Source organism: Pseudarthrobacter enclensis (assembly GCF_030811655.1).
Taxonomy (GTDB): domain Bacteria; phylum Actinomycetota; class Actinomycetes; order Actinomycetales; family Micrococcaceae; genus Arthrobacter; species Arthrobacter enclensis_A.
This window is the reverse complement of record NZ_JAUSRE010000004.1, coordinates 50499-65217: the sequence shown is the minus strand read 5'-3', so window position 1 is coordinate 65217 and position 14719 is coordinate 50499. Positions and strand designations below refer to the sequence as shown.

Here is a 14719-nt window from a genome sequence, read left to right as displayed (position 1 = left end):
TGGAGCCGGCGGAAATGGCTTCCTAATCGTCAGTGAGGGTCACGCCGATGCCGCCCACGAGGGTGGCAGAGATGTTGTAGAGCACGGCGGAAAGCATGGACAGCGCGGTCAGCAGGACCACGTTGACCACGGCGATGATGGTGGCGAATGACGCCACCTGTCCCAGCGAGGCAACCTTCTTCAGCTCGAAACCTCCGCTTTCAGAACCGGCGAGCGTGCCGAGCAGGCTGTCCACCTGGTCAAAGATGCCGGTCAGGTCAAGCACGGTCCACAGGACGATGGCTGCCACCACGGTGACGATGCCCAGTGCCACGGAAAGCAGGAATGCCATCTTCAGGACGGACCAGGGGTCCACCTTGCTGATCAGCAACCGCGCCCGGCGAACCTTTGCCTTGGGTGCCGGCTTGACCAGGCCGGGGGTGCCCTGGCTGGAAGATCCGGGCGCAGGCCGCTGGCCCTGGAAGGGCCGCTGGCCCGGCTGCACGGGACGATCGCCCTGCTGTGGCCGCTGGGAAGGGACAGCAGGCCGCTGGCCCGGCGCCGCGGCGGGGGTTGAGGGGCGCTGCTGCGGACGGACAGGTGCGTTCACGCGGGGCGCCGCTGAAGGCCGGTTCCCCTCGGGAACAGTGCTGTTCGGCTTGGGAAATGAGTCGGAATTACTCACTCGTTACCTCCGTGTTGTCTTCGTTCGGCTCAGCGTCGCCCGAGGCGTCCTCTGACTCAACGGCCGGTGTTTCTTCTGCCATTGCTGGCGCGGCGGATTCCCCAGCGGTCCCGCCATCTTCAGCCAACGTTACGTCATCCCCGGCGGATTCCTCGTCCTCGAGGCCGCGTTCGCTGTTGCGTGCCACCTCGATGATGCGGTCATTCTTGTCCGGCTTGGCAAAGATGACGCCCATGGTGTCACGTCCCTTTGCAGGAACACCGGCAACGGAGGACCGGACAACCTTGCCGCCCTCCATGACCACCAGGACTTCATCTTCTTCCTGGACGATGAGCGCGCCCACCAAATGGCCGCGTTCCTCCTGGTACTTGCCCACCTTGATGCCCAGGCCGCCACGGCCCTGGAGCCGGTATTCCTCCACCGCCGTGCGCTTGGCATATCCGCCCTCGGTGACGATGAACACGAACGAACCGTCCGTGACGACGTCTGCGGCCAGCAGTTCGTCGTCTTCGCGGAACTTCATGCCGGTGACGCCGGATGTTGCCCGTCCCATGGGGCGCAGCGCGTCGTCCGTAGCCGTGAACCGGATTGACTGGCCCTTGCGGGAGACCAGGAAGAGGTCGTCGGTTTCCGAAACGAGCTGGGCGGAGACCAGTTCATCGCCGTCACGCAGGTTAATGGCGATCACGCCGGCGGAACGGTTGGTGTCGTAGTCCTCAAGCCTGGTCTTCTTCACCAGCCCCCTCTTGGTGGCCAGCACCAGGTACGGCGCCTGCTGGTAATCCTTCAGGTCCAGCACCTGGGCGATGTGTTCATCGGGTTGGAAGGCCAGCAGGTTGGCCACGTGCTGGCCCTTGGCGTCCCTTCCGGCTTCCATCAATTCGTATGCCTTGGCGCGGTATACGCGGCCCAGGTTGGTGAAAAACAAGAGCCAGTGGTGGGTGGTGGTGACGAAGAAATGCTCCACGACGTCGTCGCCGCGCAGCTGGGCGCCCTTGATGCCCTTGCCGCCGCGCTGCTGTGACCGGTAGTTGTCACTGCGGGTGCGCTTGACGTATCCGCCGCGGGTGATGGTGACCACCATCTCCTCTTCGGGGATCAGGTCCTCCATGGACATGTCGCCGTCGTAGCCCATCAGGATCCTGGTGCGCCGGTCGTCGCCGTGCTTGTCCACGATTTCGCCCAGCTCGGTGCTGATGATTTCGCGCTGGCGCTGCTCGGAGCCCAGGATCTCCTTGTATTCGGTGATCAGCGCTTCGAGTTCGGCATGCTTTTCCTGGATTCGCTGGCGTTCCAGGGCGGCCAGTCGGCGCAGCTGCATGTCCAGGATGGCCCGGGCCTGGAGCTCGTCGATGTCCAGCAACTCCATGAGCCCGTCCCGCGCGGCTTCGGTGGTGCTGGATGCACGGATCAGGGCGATGACCTCATCCAGCATGTCCAGCGCCTTCAGGAGCGCCCGCAGGATGTGGGCTTCTTCTTCGGCCTTGCGCAGCCGGTACCGGGTGCGGCGCGCAATGACGTCCATCTGGTGCGTCACCCAGTGGCGGATGAAGGCGTCAAGGCTCAGGGTGCGCGGCACGCCGTCTACGATGGCCAGCATGTTGGCGGAGAAGTTGCTCTGCAGTTCGGTGTGCTTGTAGAGGTTGTTCAGCACCACCTTGGGCACGGCGTCACGCTTCAGCACGATCACCAGGCGCTGGCCGGTGCGGCCCGACGTTTCGTCGCGGAGGTCGGCGATGCCCTGGATCTTGCCGTCCTTGACCAGTTCAGCGATCTTGATGGCCAGGTTGTCGGGGTTGGCCTGGTACGGAAGTTCCGTGACCACCAGGCAGGTGCGGCCCTGCAGTTCCTCCACCGCAACCACGGCGCGCATGGTCACCGAACCGCGGCCGGTGCGGTAGGCATCCTCGATGCCCTTGTGTCCCAGGATGGTGGCACCGGTTGGGAAGTCCGGGCCCTTGACCCGAACCAGCAGTTCCTCGAGGAGTTCCTCGCGGGTGGCACCGGGGTTGGCCAGGTACCACTGCACGCCGTCGGCGACTTCCCTGAGGTTGTGCGGCGGGATGTTCGTGGCCATGCCCACGGCGATGCCGGAGGAACCGTTGACGAGCAAGTTGGGGAACCTGGCCGGCAGGATGGTGGGTTCCTGGTTCTTGCCGTCGTAGTTGTCCTGGAAGTCGACCGTTTCCTCGTCGATGTCGCGGACCATCTCCATGGCCAGCGGAGCCATCTTGGTTTCGGTGTACCGTGGTGCGGCGGCACCGTCGTTGCCTGGGGAACCGAAGTTGCCCTGTCCCAGCGCCAGCGGGTAGCGCATGGTCCAGTCCTGGATCAGGCGCACCAGGGCGTCGTAGATGGCAGTGTCACCGTGGGGGTGGTACTGACCCATGACCTCGCCCACCACGCGGGCGCACTTGTTGAAGGAACGGTCGGGACGGTAGCCGCCGTCGAACATCGCGTACAGGACGCGCCGGTGCACGGGCTTGAGCCCGTCCCGGACGTCGGGGAGGGCGCGGCCCACGATGACGGCCATGGCGTAGTCCAGGTAGGAACGCTGCATTTCCGTCTGCAGGTCAACCTGCTCAACGCGGTCGATCAGCACATCGCCTTCAAGAACGGTGTCCGGTTCTCCGGCCTCAGGGGCGGGAATCTCGGGTGTTTCGTCGCTCATTCTTTATTTTCCGTTTCAGGTATATGTCTGGTTCCGAATACTTTGGGAGCGGATCCTTAGATATCCAGGAACCTGACGTCCTTGGCGTTCTGCTGGATGAAGTTGCGGCGTGATTCCACGTCTTCGCCCATGAGGACGGAGAAGATCTGGTCGGCGGCAAGAGCGTCGTCCATGGTCACCTGCAACAGGGTGCGGTGGTCCGGGTCCATAGTGGTGTCCCACAGTTCGGTGTAGTCCATCTCGCCAAGGCCCTTGTAGCGCTGGATACCGTTGTCCTTGGGAATACGGCGGCCGGCCGCCTGGCCTGCCACTAGCTTGGCGTCACGTTCACGGTCGCTGTAGACGTAGTCGTGCGGCGCGTTGGACCACTTGATCCGGTACAGCGGAGGCTGGGCGAGGTACACGTAGCCGTTCTCGATCAGCGGCCGCATGTAGCGGAACAGCAGGGTCATCAGCAGGGTGGTGATGTGCTGGCCATCCACGTCGGCGTCGGCCATGAGCACGATCTTGTGGTACCTCAGCTTGGCAAGGTCGAAGTCCTCGCCGATGCCCGTGCCGAAGGCAGTGATCATGGACTGGACCTCGGCGTTCCCCAGGGCCTTGTCCAGCCGGGCACGCTCCACGTTCAGGATCTTGCCACGGAGGGGCAGGATGGCCTGGGTTTCGGGATTCCGGCCGCGCTTGGCGGAACCGCCGGCCGAGTCGCCCTCGACGATGTAGACCTCGCATTTTTCCGGATCCTTGGAGGAACAGTCGGAAAGCTTCCCGGGCATGCCGAAGGACTCCAGCGGGCTCTTTCGCCGGGCATTGTCCCGGGCCTTCCTCGCCGCCATCCTGGCCTGCGCGGCCGAGATCGCCTTGCGGATGACATCGCGGGCAGGCCCCGGATTGCGTTCCAGCCAGTCGCCAAGGCCGTCGGTGACCACCCGCTGGACAAAGCCCTTCACTTCCGAGTTGCCCAGCTTGGTCTTGGTCTGGCCCTCGAACTGCGGTTCGGCCAGTTTGACGGAGATGACGGCGGTAAGGCCCTCGCGGATGTCATCACCCGTGAGGTTGTCATCCTTGTCCTTGATGATCCCCTTCTCCCTGGCGTACCGGTTGATGAGGGATGTCAGCGCAGCACGGAAACCTTCTTCGTGGGTGCCGCCTTCGTGGGTGTTGATGGTGTTGGCGTAGGTGTGGACGCTCTCGGAGTAGGCGCTGGTCCACTGCATGGCCATTTCCAGGGCAATCTTGCGTTCGGTGTCCTCGGTTTCGAAGGCGATGACGTCCTCGTGGACCACCTCCACCTTCTTGCCCGAGTTCAGGTGCTTGACGTAGTCCAGCAGGCCTTCGTCGTACTGGTACACCACCGTGCGGTGTTCGGCGCTGACCTCACCCTCGGTGCTGAGGTCGTCGAGGTCCAGGTCCCCGTCGGTATCCTCGGCCGCCGCGCGCTCATCCGTCAACGTGATGCGGAGGCCCTTGTTCAGGAAGGCCATCTGCTGGAAGCGGGCGCGCAGTGTCTCGAAGTCGAATTCGGTGGTTTCGAAGATCGCAGGATCGGGGTAGAAGGTCTGCGTGGTACCGGTGGTGTCCGTCTCTTCACCCTTGACCAGGCTGCCCTGGGGCTTGCCGCCGTCGGCGAACGACATGCGCCATACGTGTCCCTGGCGCCGCACCTCGGTATCCACGCGGCTGGACAGGGCGTTGACAACGGAAATACCTACGCCGTGCAGGCCGCCGGAAACCGCGTATCCGCCGCCGCCGAACTTGCCCCCGGCGTGCAGGATGGTCATGACCACTTCGACGGTGGGTTTGTGTTCGGTAGGGTGCATGTCCACGGGAATGCCGCGGCCGTCATCGACAACCTTGACTCCGCCGTCGGCCTGCAGGACTACTTCAATGTGGCTGCAGTAGCCTGCAAGTGCCTCATCCACCGAGTTGTCCACCACCTCGTAAACAAGATGGTGGAGACCGCGGGGGCCGGTGGAGCCGATGTACATGCCGGGGCGCTTGCGCACAGCCTCAAGGCCTTCGAGGACGGTGATGTCGCTGGCGCCGTATTCCCGCGGTGTGGCCGCCGCAGGGGGGGTATCAGGGGCGCGGCCATCCTCGACTGCTGTATCTGCTGCCAGAATATCTGTATTGTCGTTAGCCACAGGCGCTGCGACTCCTCTGTTCTCGATGACGGCCGGCCGGTTTCTCTTCCCAGGGAAAAGCCACCCGCCAAAAGGCACAAACTTATGGCGCCGGTGACGTGCTGATGGTGATCCGTTCTCCGCACACGGGAAGCGCGCGGAGAACGGACTGAAGTCAACGTTTCATCCGCGCCCAGTTATCTGCTGCTATTCTACCGCGAACAGCCACAGATCCTTGCATTCCAGGGCCTTCGCTGCCAGCGAATATGGCTGTGTGAGGCGCTGCGCCCGGCCTAGGGCGGCCCAGCGGTGCGGCCTCCGGGTGCCTATACACGCATCGGCCCCCGCAGCGCCCTACACGCCCGTGGGCCCAGTTTCAAGACCCGGGTTTTCGTCTATCCGTAAGTGTCCCGGGGGCCGCGGCCATTGACGCTGCGGCCTCCCTTGCGCCAGCTGGGTGCCGAAGGGCCCAGAACCTGGATGCTGGTCACCACGCCGTCCCCAAGCTCACGGCGGAATTTCTCAAGCAGGCTGCTGCTCAAAAGCCTCAGCTGGGTGGCCCATGCCGTGGAATCGCACCTCACGTGCAGGGTGGTGTCGGTGAAGCTCTCGGGCGTGCAATGGGCCGAGATTTCCGGCCCCACCAAGGTGGCCCACTCCGCCATCACTGAGCCGACGGCCACGGGCGAGGTCCAGCCCCGCTCGGCCACGAGCCGGCCCACAACTTTTCCAAGGCCCAGCGGATCGCGGCCCGTGGCATGGAACTGGCTGAAGCCACGGGTGTCCCGGATGCTGCCTTTGGACTTTGCTGAGCCGGGCCGCGCCACTTTCCGCCGGACTTCGCCGCGGGCAGCCGCGGCTTCGCGCATCCGGTTCAGTGCGGCCTGCGGGGCATCGATGTTGTCTGGCTCGCGGCCGGGCCGGGGGCCGCCGCCCTGGTCACTGCTCATCAATACCTCCCGGAATGACCTTCACCCGCCGCCCGGAAAGTTCTTCCGGGATATCGGCGTCGACGGCGGCGGTCACCAGGACCTGTTCCGCGCCGGAGACTATTGCCGCCAGTTTACGCCGCCGCTGCACGTCAAGTTCGGCGAACACATCGTCCAGGATGAGGATGGGGGCCGAGCCTCCGGTCCGGGCGTCGTCCAGCATGACGTAGTAGGAGGCCAACCGGAGCGACAGGCACATGGACCAGGTTTCGCCGTGCGAGGCGTACCCCTTGGCAGGTGCCTGCCCGAGCATCAGTTCCAGTTCGTCGCGGTGGGGGCCAACCAGGGAGATGCCCCGTTCCAGTTCCTTCCTGCGGGACTCGGCGAATGCCTGCACGTACCGCTCTGTGAGTTGGTCCACCGAAAGACGGCGCAGGTCATCCTGCTCTCCCGAAGAACCGCCGCCTGGGGCGGGCTGCACGCTGCCGGCCGGGACGCCGTCGTCGTCCATCTGGTTCTGCAGCGTTGAACGGTACGTGGCGTCAGCGGGTTTGGACGCATCCGTAAGCTCAGCGTAGGCGCGGGTCAGGTGGGGGCGAAGCCGGTCCACCAGTTCCAGCCGTGCATGCAGCAGTTCCGCCCCGGCCCTGGCCATGTGCTGGTCCCACACGTCGAGCGTGGATTCATGGGCGGCCGTAAACCGGCCGGCGCGTGCCGATTTGAGCAGGGCGTTGCGCTGTTTCAGGACGCGGTCGTAGTCGCTGCGGGTGGCTGCATGGCGCGGGATAAGGCTGGCCAACAGCTCATCCAGGAAACGGCGCCGGTTGGACGGGTCTCCCTTGACCAGGGCCAGGTCCTCCGGAGCGAACAGCACCGTCTGGCAGATGCCGAGCAGGTCACGGGCACGGACGGGGTTGCTGCGGTTGATACGTCCACGGTTTGCACGGCCGGCGTTGATCTCCAGTTCAAGTACCGTGGTTTGGCTGCCGCGGACCAGCCGGGCGCGGACCAAAGCCCGCTCAGTTCCGAACCTCAGCAGCGGAGCATCGGAACTGACCCTGTGTGAGCTCAAAGTGGCCAGGTAACCAATGGCTTCCATCAGGTTGGTTTTGCCGATGCCGTTGGAACCAACCAAAACGGTGACTCCGGGGCCCAGGGTGAGGTCGACCTGGGCGTAACTGCGGAAGTCGGTCAGTGAAAGGTGTTCCAGATACACGCGGTTTTCGGCAATTCCGGGAACGCTGCCGGTTCCCTGTGGGTGCTACTTGGAAGGGCGGGTTGCGTGGCCACCGAACTGGTGGCGCAGCGCGGAAACCATTTTCATGGCAGGCGACGTGTCTTCCCTCGATGCAAAGCGGGCGAACAGTGCAGCCGTGATGGCCGGTGCGGGCACGGCGTTGGCAATGGCCTCTTCCACGGTCCACCGGCCCTCGCCGGAGTCCTCCACGTAATCATCGATCGAAGCCAGGCCGGGATCCTCGTCGAGCGCCTTGACCATGAGGTCAAGGAGCCAGGAACGGACCACTGTCCCCTTCTGCCAAGCCCGGAACGTACCCGGCAGGTCGGTGACAATGTCCTTGGCGGCGAGTAGTTCGTAACCCTCGGCGTACGCCTGCATCAGGCCGTATTCGATTCCGTTGTGCACCATCTTGGCGTAATGGCCGGCGCCAATGCCGCCAACGTGGACAAAGCTATCCGCCCTTTCGCCTTCCGGCCGCAGCGCATCAAAGACGGGCAGTGCCCGCTCGATATCTGCGGCATCGCCGCCGGCCATCAGTCCGTAACCGTTCTGCAGCCCCCAGACTCCACCGGACACGCCGCAGTCAGCGAAGCGGATGCCCTTGGCGGCGAGCAGTTCGCCATGTTTCTGGTCTTCCGTGAAGCGGGAGTTGCCGCCGTCGATGACAAGGTCTCCTGGCTGCAGCTTTTCGCTCAGGTCAGTGATCACGGCGTCCGTGATGGGTCCGGAGGGAACCATCACCCAGATGATCCTCGGGACGGGGACGGCGGCGATAAGGTCATCCACCGTGGTGACGTCGGTGACATCAGGATTGCGGTCGTACCCGGTAACCTCCAGGCCTCCCTTGCGCAGCCGCTCACGCATGTTGAATCCCATTTTGCCGAGGCCGATCAGTCCAATGTGCATGGTGGAACTCTTTTCTGCGCTAGAGGGAGGAACGGGGTTGGCGGTGGGAGCCGATGGGTGGGCCCACGCCGCCCGGGTTCCCTGGCCGAGCTTGCGAGGCAAGGGAGGCGGCGGGGACTAGTTGGGAAGGCGGACCGGCATGACCAGGTAGCGGTAGTCGTCCTGGTCCTCGCCGTCGGCGTCTGCCTGCGCGGTGATCATGGCGGGCTTGGGTGCCGTGGTGAAGGAAAACCGGACAAATTTGGTCTCGATGACGCTCAGCCCCTCGATGAGGTAATGCGGGTTGAATGCGACCGTGATGTCGTCGCCTGAAAGCTGCGCCTCCAGCTCCTCTGACGCCTGCGCATCCTCACCGGTACCCGCGTCCAGGTTGAGCAGGCCAGCAGTGAAGGCAAGGCGGACGGGTGTGTTGCGCTCGGCCACCAGTGAAACACGCCGCACGGCCTCGACCAGTTCCTGTGTCTGGACTGTGGCGTGGATGGGGGTTGATTCGGGGAACAGCGAGCGGATCTTGGGGTAATCGCCATCCACCAGCAGGGAGGTGGTGGTGCGCCCCCCGCTTTCGAAACCAATGAGCCTGCTGTCGTCGTCCGACAAAGCCAGGTTGATGTCCCCGCTGTTGCCCAGGGTTTTTGCTACCTCGTTGAGGGTTTTGGCCTTGACCAGGGCACTGGTGGAGATGCCCGGGGCGACCGGCTTCCACGGCACTTCGCGCATGGCAAGCCGGTAGCGGTCCGTAGCCAGGAGCGTGATCAGGTCGTCTTCGATCTCCATGCGCACGCCGGTAAGGATGGGCAACGTGTCGTCCTTGCTGGCGGCGATGATGACCTGGGAGACAGCCTGGGCGAAAGCGTCTCCTGGGACAGTTCCACTGATGGCCGGCAACGCCGGCAAGGGAGGATATTCAGCTTCCGGCATGGTGGCCAGGTGGAAGCTGCTTCGGCGGCAGGTGAGGGTGACCTTGTTGCCATCGGTTTCAACGTCAACCGGCGCGGAAGGCAGGCTGCGGCAGATGTCGGCAAGCAAGCGGCCCGAGACCAGGATGGTGCCCTCGTCCCTGATGTCGGCGGTGATCTCAAGTCGCGCCGAGGTCTCGTAGTCAAAGCTGGAGAGGCTCACGGTTCCAGCTTCGGCCTTCAGGAGAAGGCCGGAGAGAACGGGTACCGGCGGCCGCGGAGACAAGGACCGGGCTGTCCAGGTAACGGCTTCTGCCAGGACGTCCCGATCAACTCTGAACTTCACGGAAGGGTGCCGCCTTTCATTGCTGCTGCCATGTAAACCCGGGAATTTCGCGGGGAAACTCCGGAAGAAGTTGGGCGCACCCCGGCTGGTGCATGGTCCATGAAGACGGAAACCACACGAAAACCCAGGGATGGGAGCGCTGCTGACAGCTTAGCCGGAAGAACGGGGATTAACCCATCCCCCAGGAACAGGCCCGTCCCTTCCTGGGGCCGGCAGGCCCCCTCGACGAACGTGCGGATCGATCTTGTTGTTTGAGGGATTTCAATTTTTTGGGATTCGTAGTGTTAATAACTGCTGTGGAAACTGTGGATAACCCGATCCTGCCCCACGGATCCGCGGTTAAGCCCTGTTCACGGTGTGTGCGTTACCTGGGTTTTAAACAGGGTGTGGATGGGGACAACGCAAAACGGCATTTTTAACGATCCACAGACGGCTTAAGGGTTTTAAGCCCATTAACCGCGCTTGTCCCCTTAAGTATCCACAGGCTTATCCACATACCCCTGTTAATAAGGTATAGAGTGCCGGGCCCGCTGTGGATCAGGAGTCCCGCTGCTGCTGTTTGATCCGGTTGGTCAGTTCCGTAACCTGGTTGTAAATCACACGGCGCTCCGCCATGAGTTCCCGGATCTTCCGGTCGGCGTGGATCACGGTGGTGTGGTCACGGCCACCGAGCTCCTGGCCGATCTTGGGAAGCGACATGTCAGTGAGCTCCCGGCAGAGGTACATTGCGATCTGACGCGCCGTGACCAGGGTGCGGGTACGGGACTTGCTGCAAAGCTCTTCCATGCTGAGCTTGAAGTAGTCAGCCGTCTGCTGGAGGATCTGGGCCGACGTGATCTCCTGCGCACCGTCGTCGGTGATCAGGTCCTTCAACACCATCTCGGCCAAGGCCACGTCCACGGGCTGGCGGTTCAGGCTGGCGAAAGCGGTGACCCGGATCAGTGCGCCCTCGAGTTCACGGATGTTGCTGGAGATTTTGGACGCGATGTATTCCAGGGCGTCATCCGGTGCCGAGAGGCCCTCGCTCAGTGCCTTCTTCCGGAGGATGGCGATCCGGGTTTCAAGCTCCGGCGGCTGGATGTCGGTCAGCAGGCCCCACTCGAAGCGGGACTTCATGCGGTCCTCGAACCCTGCCAACAGCTTGGGCGGCTGGTCCGAGGTGATGACCACCTGCTTGTTGTTGTTGTGCAGGGAATTGAACGTGTGGAAGAACTCCTCCAGCGTCCGGTCCTTGCCGGCCAGGAACTGGATGTCATCGATCAGCAGGACATCGACATTGCGGTACGTGGTCTTGAAGCTGGCGCCCTCATCGTCCCGGATGGAGTTGATGAAGTCGTTGGTGAATTCCTCTGAGTTGACGTACCGCACCCGGATGCCGCTATAGAGGCGCCGGGCGTAATGCCCAATGGCGTGCAGGAGGTGGGTCTTGCCCAGCCCGGAGTCTCCGTAAATGAACAGCGGGTTGTATGCCTTGGCCGGAGCTTCAGCAACGGCGACTGCAGCGGCGTGGGCAAACCGGTTGGAGGAACCGATCACGAAAGTATCGAAGACGTACTTGGGGTTCAGCCGGCCGAATTCGTGCGAAGTGCTGGGCAGCATGGGCTGCGGCTTCTGCTCGATCAACTGGTCAGGCGCGTACGCCGGTTCAACGACGGGCTCCGGCTCCTCGTGGACGGGAACCAGATCCGTGTCGACATCGATGGCACAGCGGATGTCCTCGGAGAACACGTTGTGCAGGGCATCATCGAGCGCATCCTTGACCTGGGTCTGCAGCACTTCACGCGTCAGCTCGTTGGGGACAGCCACCAGGAGGGTTGAGCCAATGAGCCCCTGCGCTTGGGCAAGAATGACAAAGCCCCGCTGACGTGGGGAAACGCGGTGGTCCTGTTCCAGCAGGCTGACAACCCGACGCCAGGAACTTCCGACAGTATTGGCGTGGTTGGCTTCGTCTACTGTCATCAATCGGTTCCCTCAAAACTTGCCGTGCCTGCGTTGTTTGCAGCCCAAGTCCGGAACCAGGTCCTGGCCCAACTTCATCCACAGGGTTATGCACAGCCCGTGGATAATCGGCTACTGGGACACTCTAGGTGATGAAAAGCCTAGAAGATAGCTGGCTATCCGGCTGTGGATAATTACACGGGTGTGGTTCGTAAGACAGCCTTGTGAGCCACTTCATCCACAGGCTGTTGGGGATACTTAGGCACAGCTGGGGACATCCGGCCGCGGCTTCTCCGGTTTGACTCCGCCTATCGGATTGCCCTAACGTTGTGAAGTCCTTTGTGTCCGCTTTTCGGCCCCATTTGAACTTTCCAAGTGCAGTGCGCCTGGGGAGCCGGGGTAAGCGTGCACATACAAAACTTAGCGTCGGCCAGTTCTTCCCCATACTGATCGGGTGGGCGCACCTTTGATCCACTGGAGTAACTAACGTGAGCAAGCGGACTTTTCAGCCGAATAACCGCCGTCGAGCCAAGAAGCACGGCTTCCGCCTTCGTATGCGTACCCGTGCCGGCCGCGCCATCCTGGCAGCCCGTCGTGGCAAGGGCCGCACCGAACTGTCGGCCTAAATAACTGGCTTGTCGGTAGACATCCCATTGCGAGTTTAAGGTGCTGGCCGCCCGCAACCGCTTGAGGACCTCAACCGATTTTTCAACAACTGTACGTTCCGGTGTCCGCAATGGGCGCCGGAACGTAGTGTTATATGCGGCAGCCATTGCTGCCGACGAACCGAGCCGGATCGGATTCATTGTTTCCAAGAGTGTAGGGAACGCTGTTGTCAGGAACCTCGTTAAGAGGAGACTGAGGGAAGCAGCTGCCGCCTCGCTGAGCGAGCACGGCACGGGACTCGCTGTCGTGGTGCGGGCACTTCCTGCGTCCGCCAATGCCAGCTGGGACCAGCTGCTGTCGGACTACAACGCTGCACTGGGCTCTACGCTGACCCGGCTGGCCGGCCGCCCTTCACGGGCTGCCGCCACAGGTTCGGCCGGTACAACACAGGAGGGGACAACGCGTGCCTAACGCCACCGCCGTCGTCGCCCGTTTCCGAAAGGTGCTGGCCGCCGTCGGAAGATTCCTCTGGAACCTGCCCCGGAATATCCTCATTCTTCTGCTGATGGCCTACCGCAAGGTGGTTTCTCCCTTGTATGGCCCGGTTTGCCGGTTTTTCCCTTCATGCTCGGCGTACGCCCTTGAAGCGGTCACCGTCCATGGTGCCGTCAAGGGAAGCTGGCTGGCAGTCCGGCGCCTTGGCCACTGCCACCCATGGAATCCCGGCGGAGTGGACCACGTCCCCGCCGGGCACCGGGAATGGCCCGAGGGCCGGACCCCCACAATTGTTGTGCTGAACAATCCGGACAGGTACCTGGTTGTTCGGACTGATGAAGAAGGCCGCAGTGCGGCCTGACGAATAGGGATAAGTATGGACATCTTTGGGACAATAATCGCCCCGTTCAAGTGGCTGGTTTCGTTCATCATGGTGGCGTTCCACGACGGGCTTAGCAGCATTGGCATGCCCGCTGCGAACGGCTGGACCTGGACGCTGGCCATCATCGGGCTGGTGTTGGTTATCCGTGCCGCGCTGATTCCGGTATTCGTCAAGCAGATCAAGGCCCAGCGCGGCATGCAACTGCTGCAGCCGGACCTGAAGAAGCTTCAGGAAAAGTACAAGGGCAAGACCGACCAGCTGTCCCGCCAGGCCATGGCCCAGGAACAGATGGCAATGTACAAGAAGCACGGGACCAACCCGTTCTCCGCCTGCCTGCCCATGCTGATCCAGATGCCCTTCTTCTTCGCACTGTTCCAGGTGCTCTCGGGCATCTCGCAGGCCAAGGACCAGGGTGCCGGCATCGGGGCCATGAGCCACGAGCAGGTTGTCGAGTTCGACGCGTCAAGCATCTTCGGGGCCCCGCTGTCCGCAGCCCTGCTGCACGGCGGCGCCGGCAACGTTGCCGTCGTGGTGCTCTCGATCGTGATGATCCTGGCCATGACGGCCTCCCAGTTCATCACCCAGAAGCAGATCATGGCGAAGAACATGTCTGAAGAAGCCATGGCCAGCCCCTTCATGCGGCAGCAGAAGATGATGCTCTACATCCTGCCCCTAGTGTTCGGTGTCGGCGGCATCAACTTCCCTATCGGCGTCCTGATCTACTGGACCACCACCAACCTCTGGACCATGGGCCAGCAGTTCTTCGTCATCCGCCGCATGCCGACGCCTGGTTCCCCGGCAGCCAGGGCCCTCGCCGAACGCCGTGCCGCCAAGGGCCTGCCGGCGCTGTCCGTCCTGAGCGGCAAGCGGGATGAGGCATCCGACGCCGCCGCGGCTGCCGCAGTTGAGATCAAGGGACAGCGCGTCCAGCCCCAGCGCAAGAACAGGAAGAAGAAGTAATGTCTGCCGAGAGCACCGAGCACGCCCTTTCTGAAGAGATCGAAGATCAGGATGCTTCCGTGAACCAGGACGCTTCCGCCGCCAAAGTTTCCGCCGTCAGCCGCCTCGAGGAAGAGGGGGACGTTGCTGCCGACTACCTGGAAGAACTGCTGGACATTGCCGATATCGATGGTGACATCGACATCGAGGTCCGCAACGGCCGCACGTATATTTCCATCGTCGCCGACGAGGAAGCGGAAGGACTGGAAGGTTTGGTTGGAGAGGACGGTGAGGTCCTTGAAGCCCTCCAGGAACTGACGCGGCTTGCAGTCCTGTCTGCTACAGAGAACCGATCCCGCCTGGTCCTGGACATCAACGGCTACCGGCAGGAGCGTACCGGGCATCTGCAAAAGATCGCCGAGGACGCCGCAGCCTCCGTCAAGGAAACCGGCAAGTCCGTCGCGCTGGAACCGATGAGTGCCTACGAACGCAAGATTGTGCATGACGCCATTGCCGATCTCGGACTGGTGAGTGAGTCCGAGGGCGAAGGCGCCGGACGCCATATTGTTGTTTCCGCAGACTAGGGA

13 protein-coding genes are annotated in these 14719 nt (G+C 62.8%); 5 read left to right on the top strand and 8 right to left on the bottom strand.

From position 1 onward, the window contains the following. Window positions 1-22: 22 nt before the first annotated feature. From J2X98_RS05055 to dnaA, 8 genes are all read right to left on the bottom strand, one after another. Complete coding sequence (locus tag J2X98_RS05055; RefSeq protein ID WP_307305032.1) at window positions 23-664, bottom strand: DUF3566 domain-containing protein; 642 nt, start codon at window positions 662-664, stop codon at window positions 23-25. After that, on the bottom strand, window positions 657-3335 hold the full coding sequence (gene gyrA, locus J2X98_RS05050; RefSeq protein ID WP_141944801.1) for a DNA gyrase subunit A: 2679 nt from the start codon (window positions 3333-3335) through the stop codon (window positions 657-659). Before gyrA ends, J2X98_RS05055 begins: the two co-directional genes overlap by 8 nt. A gap of 56 nt (window positions 3336-3391) precedes the next feature. Then, entirely contained in the window at window positions 3392-5476 is a 2085-nt protein-coding gene (gene gyrB / locus J2X98_RS05045; protein ID WP_307305027.1) for a DNA topoisomerase (ATP-hydrolyzing) subunit B, read from the bottom strand. 374 nt (window positions 5477-5850) lie between these two features. Then, window positions 5851-6405, bottom strand: a complete 555-nt coding sequence (locus J2X98_RS05040; RefSeq protein WP_141944805.1) for a DUF721 domain-containing protein — start codon at window positions 6403-6405, stop codon at window positions 5851-5853. Beyond that, window positions 6395-7600, bottom strand: coding sequence for a DNA replication/repair protein RecF (gene recF / locus J2X98_RS05035; RefSeq protein WP_307305022.1), 1206 nt, complete (start codon window positions 7598-7600; stop codon window positions 6395-6397). Before recF ends, J2X98_RS05040 begins: the two co-directional genes overlap by 11 nt. A gap of 45 nt (window positions 7601-7645) precedes the next feature. Continuing rightward, entirely contained in the window at window positions 7646-8530 is an 885-nt protein-coding gene (gene gnd, locus J2X98_RS05030) for a phosphogluconate dehydrogenase (NAD(+)-dependent, decarboxylating) (RefSeq protein WP_307305019.1), read from the bottom strand. 117 nt (window positions 8531-8647) lie between these two features. Then, a complete protein-coding gene (gene dnaN, locus J2X98_RS05025) occupies window positions 8648-9772 on the bottom strand; it encodes a DNA polymerase III subunit beta (protein WP_307305015.1) in 1125 nt (374 codons plus the stop codon). Between the two features lie 537 nt (window positions 9773-10309). Next, window positions 10310-11731 (bottom strand): chromosomal replication initiator protein DnaA, encoded by a 1422-nt coding sequence (dnaA, locus tag J2X98_RS05020; protein WP_307305012.1) that lies wholly within the window; start codon window positions 11729-11731, stop codon window positions 10310-10312. A gap of 467 nt (window positions 11732-12198) precedes the next feature. Here dnaA and rpmH point away from each other — a divergent pair, with 467 nt between their 5' ends. The 5 genes from rpmH to J2X98_RS04995 are packed head-to-tail and all read left to right on the top strand — an operon-like array spanning window position 12199 to window position 14716. Further along, the gene (rpmH, locus tag J2X98_RS05015) at window positions 12199-12336 is read left to right on the top strand and encodes a 50S ribosomal protein L34 (RefSeq protein WP_003800212.1); all 138 of its coding nucleotides are present in this window, start codon (window positions 12199-12201) and stop codon (window positions 12334-12336) included. A 40-nt stretch (window positions 12337-12376) separates the two neighbouring features. Then, window positions 12377-12787 (top strand): ribonuclease P protein component, encoded by a 411-nt coding sequence (rnpA, locus tag J2X98_RS05010; protein ID WP_141944813.1) that lies wholly within the window; start codon window positions 12377-12379, stop codon window positions 12785-12787. Then, window positions 12780-13172 carry a membrane protein insertion efficiency factor YidD gene (yidD, locus tag J2X98_RS05005; RefSeq protein ID WP_174237556.1) on the top strand — a complete coding sequence of 131 codons (393 nt, stop codon included), beginning with the start codon at window positions 12780-12782 and terminating at the stop codon, window positions 13170-13172. Before rnpA ends, yidD begins: the two co-directional genes overlap by 8 nt. 15 nt (window positions 13173-13187) lie before the next feature. Continuing rightward, a complete protein-coding gene (gene yidC / locus J2X98_RS05000) occupies window positions 13188-14153 on the top strand; it encodes a membrane protein insertase YidC (protein WP_141944815.1) in 966 nt (321 codons plus the stop codon). Next, window positions 14153-14716 (top strand): Jag family protein, encoded by a 564-nt coding sequence (locus tag J2X98_RS04995; protein ID WP_307305002.1) that lies wholly within the window; start codon window positions 14153-14155, stop codon window positions 14714-14716. Before yidC ends, J2X98_RS04995 begins: the two co-directional genes overlap by 1 nt. Window positions 14717-14719 lie beyond the last annotated feature (3 nt).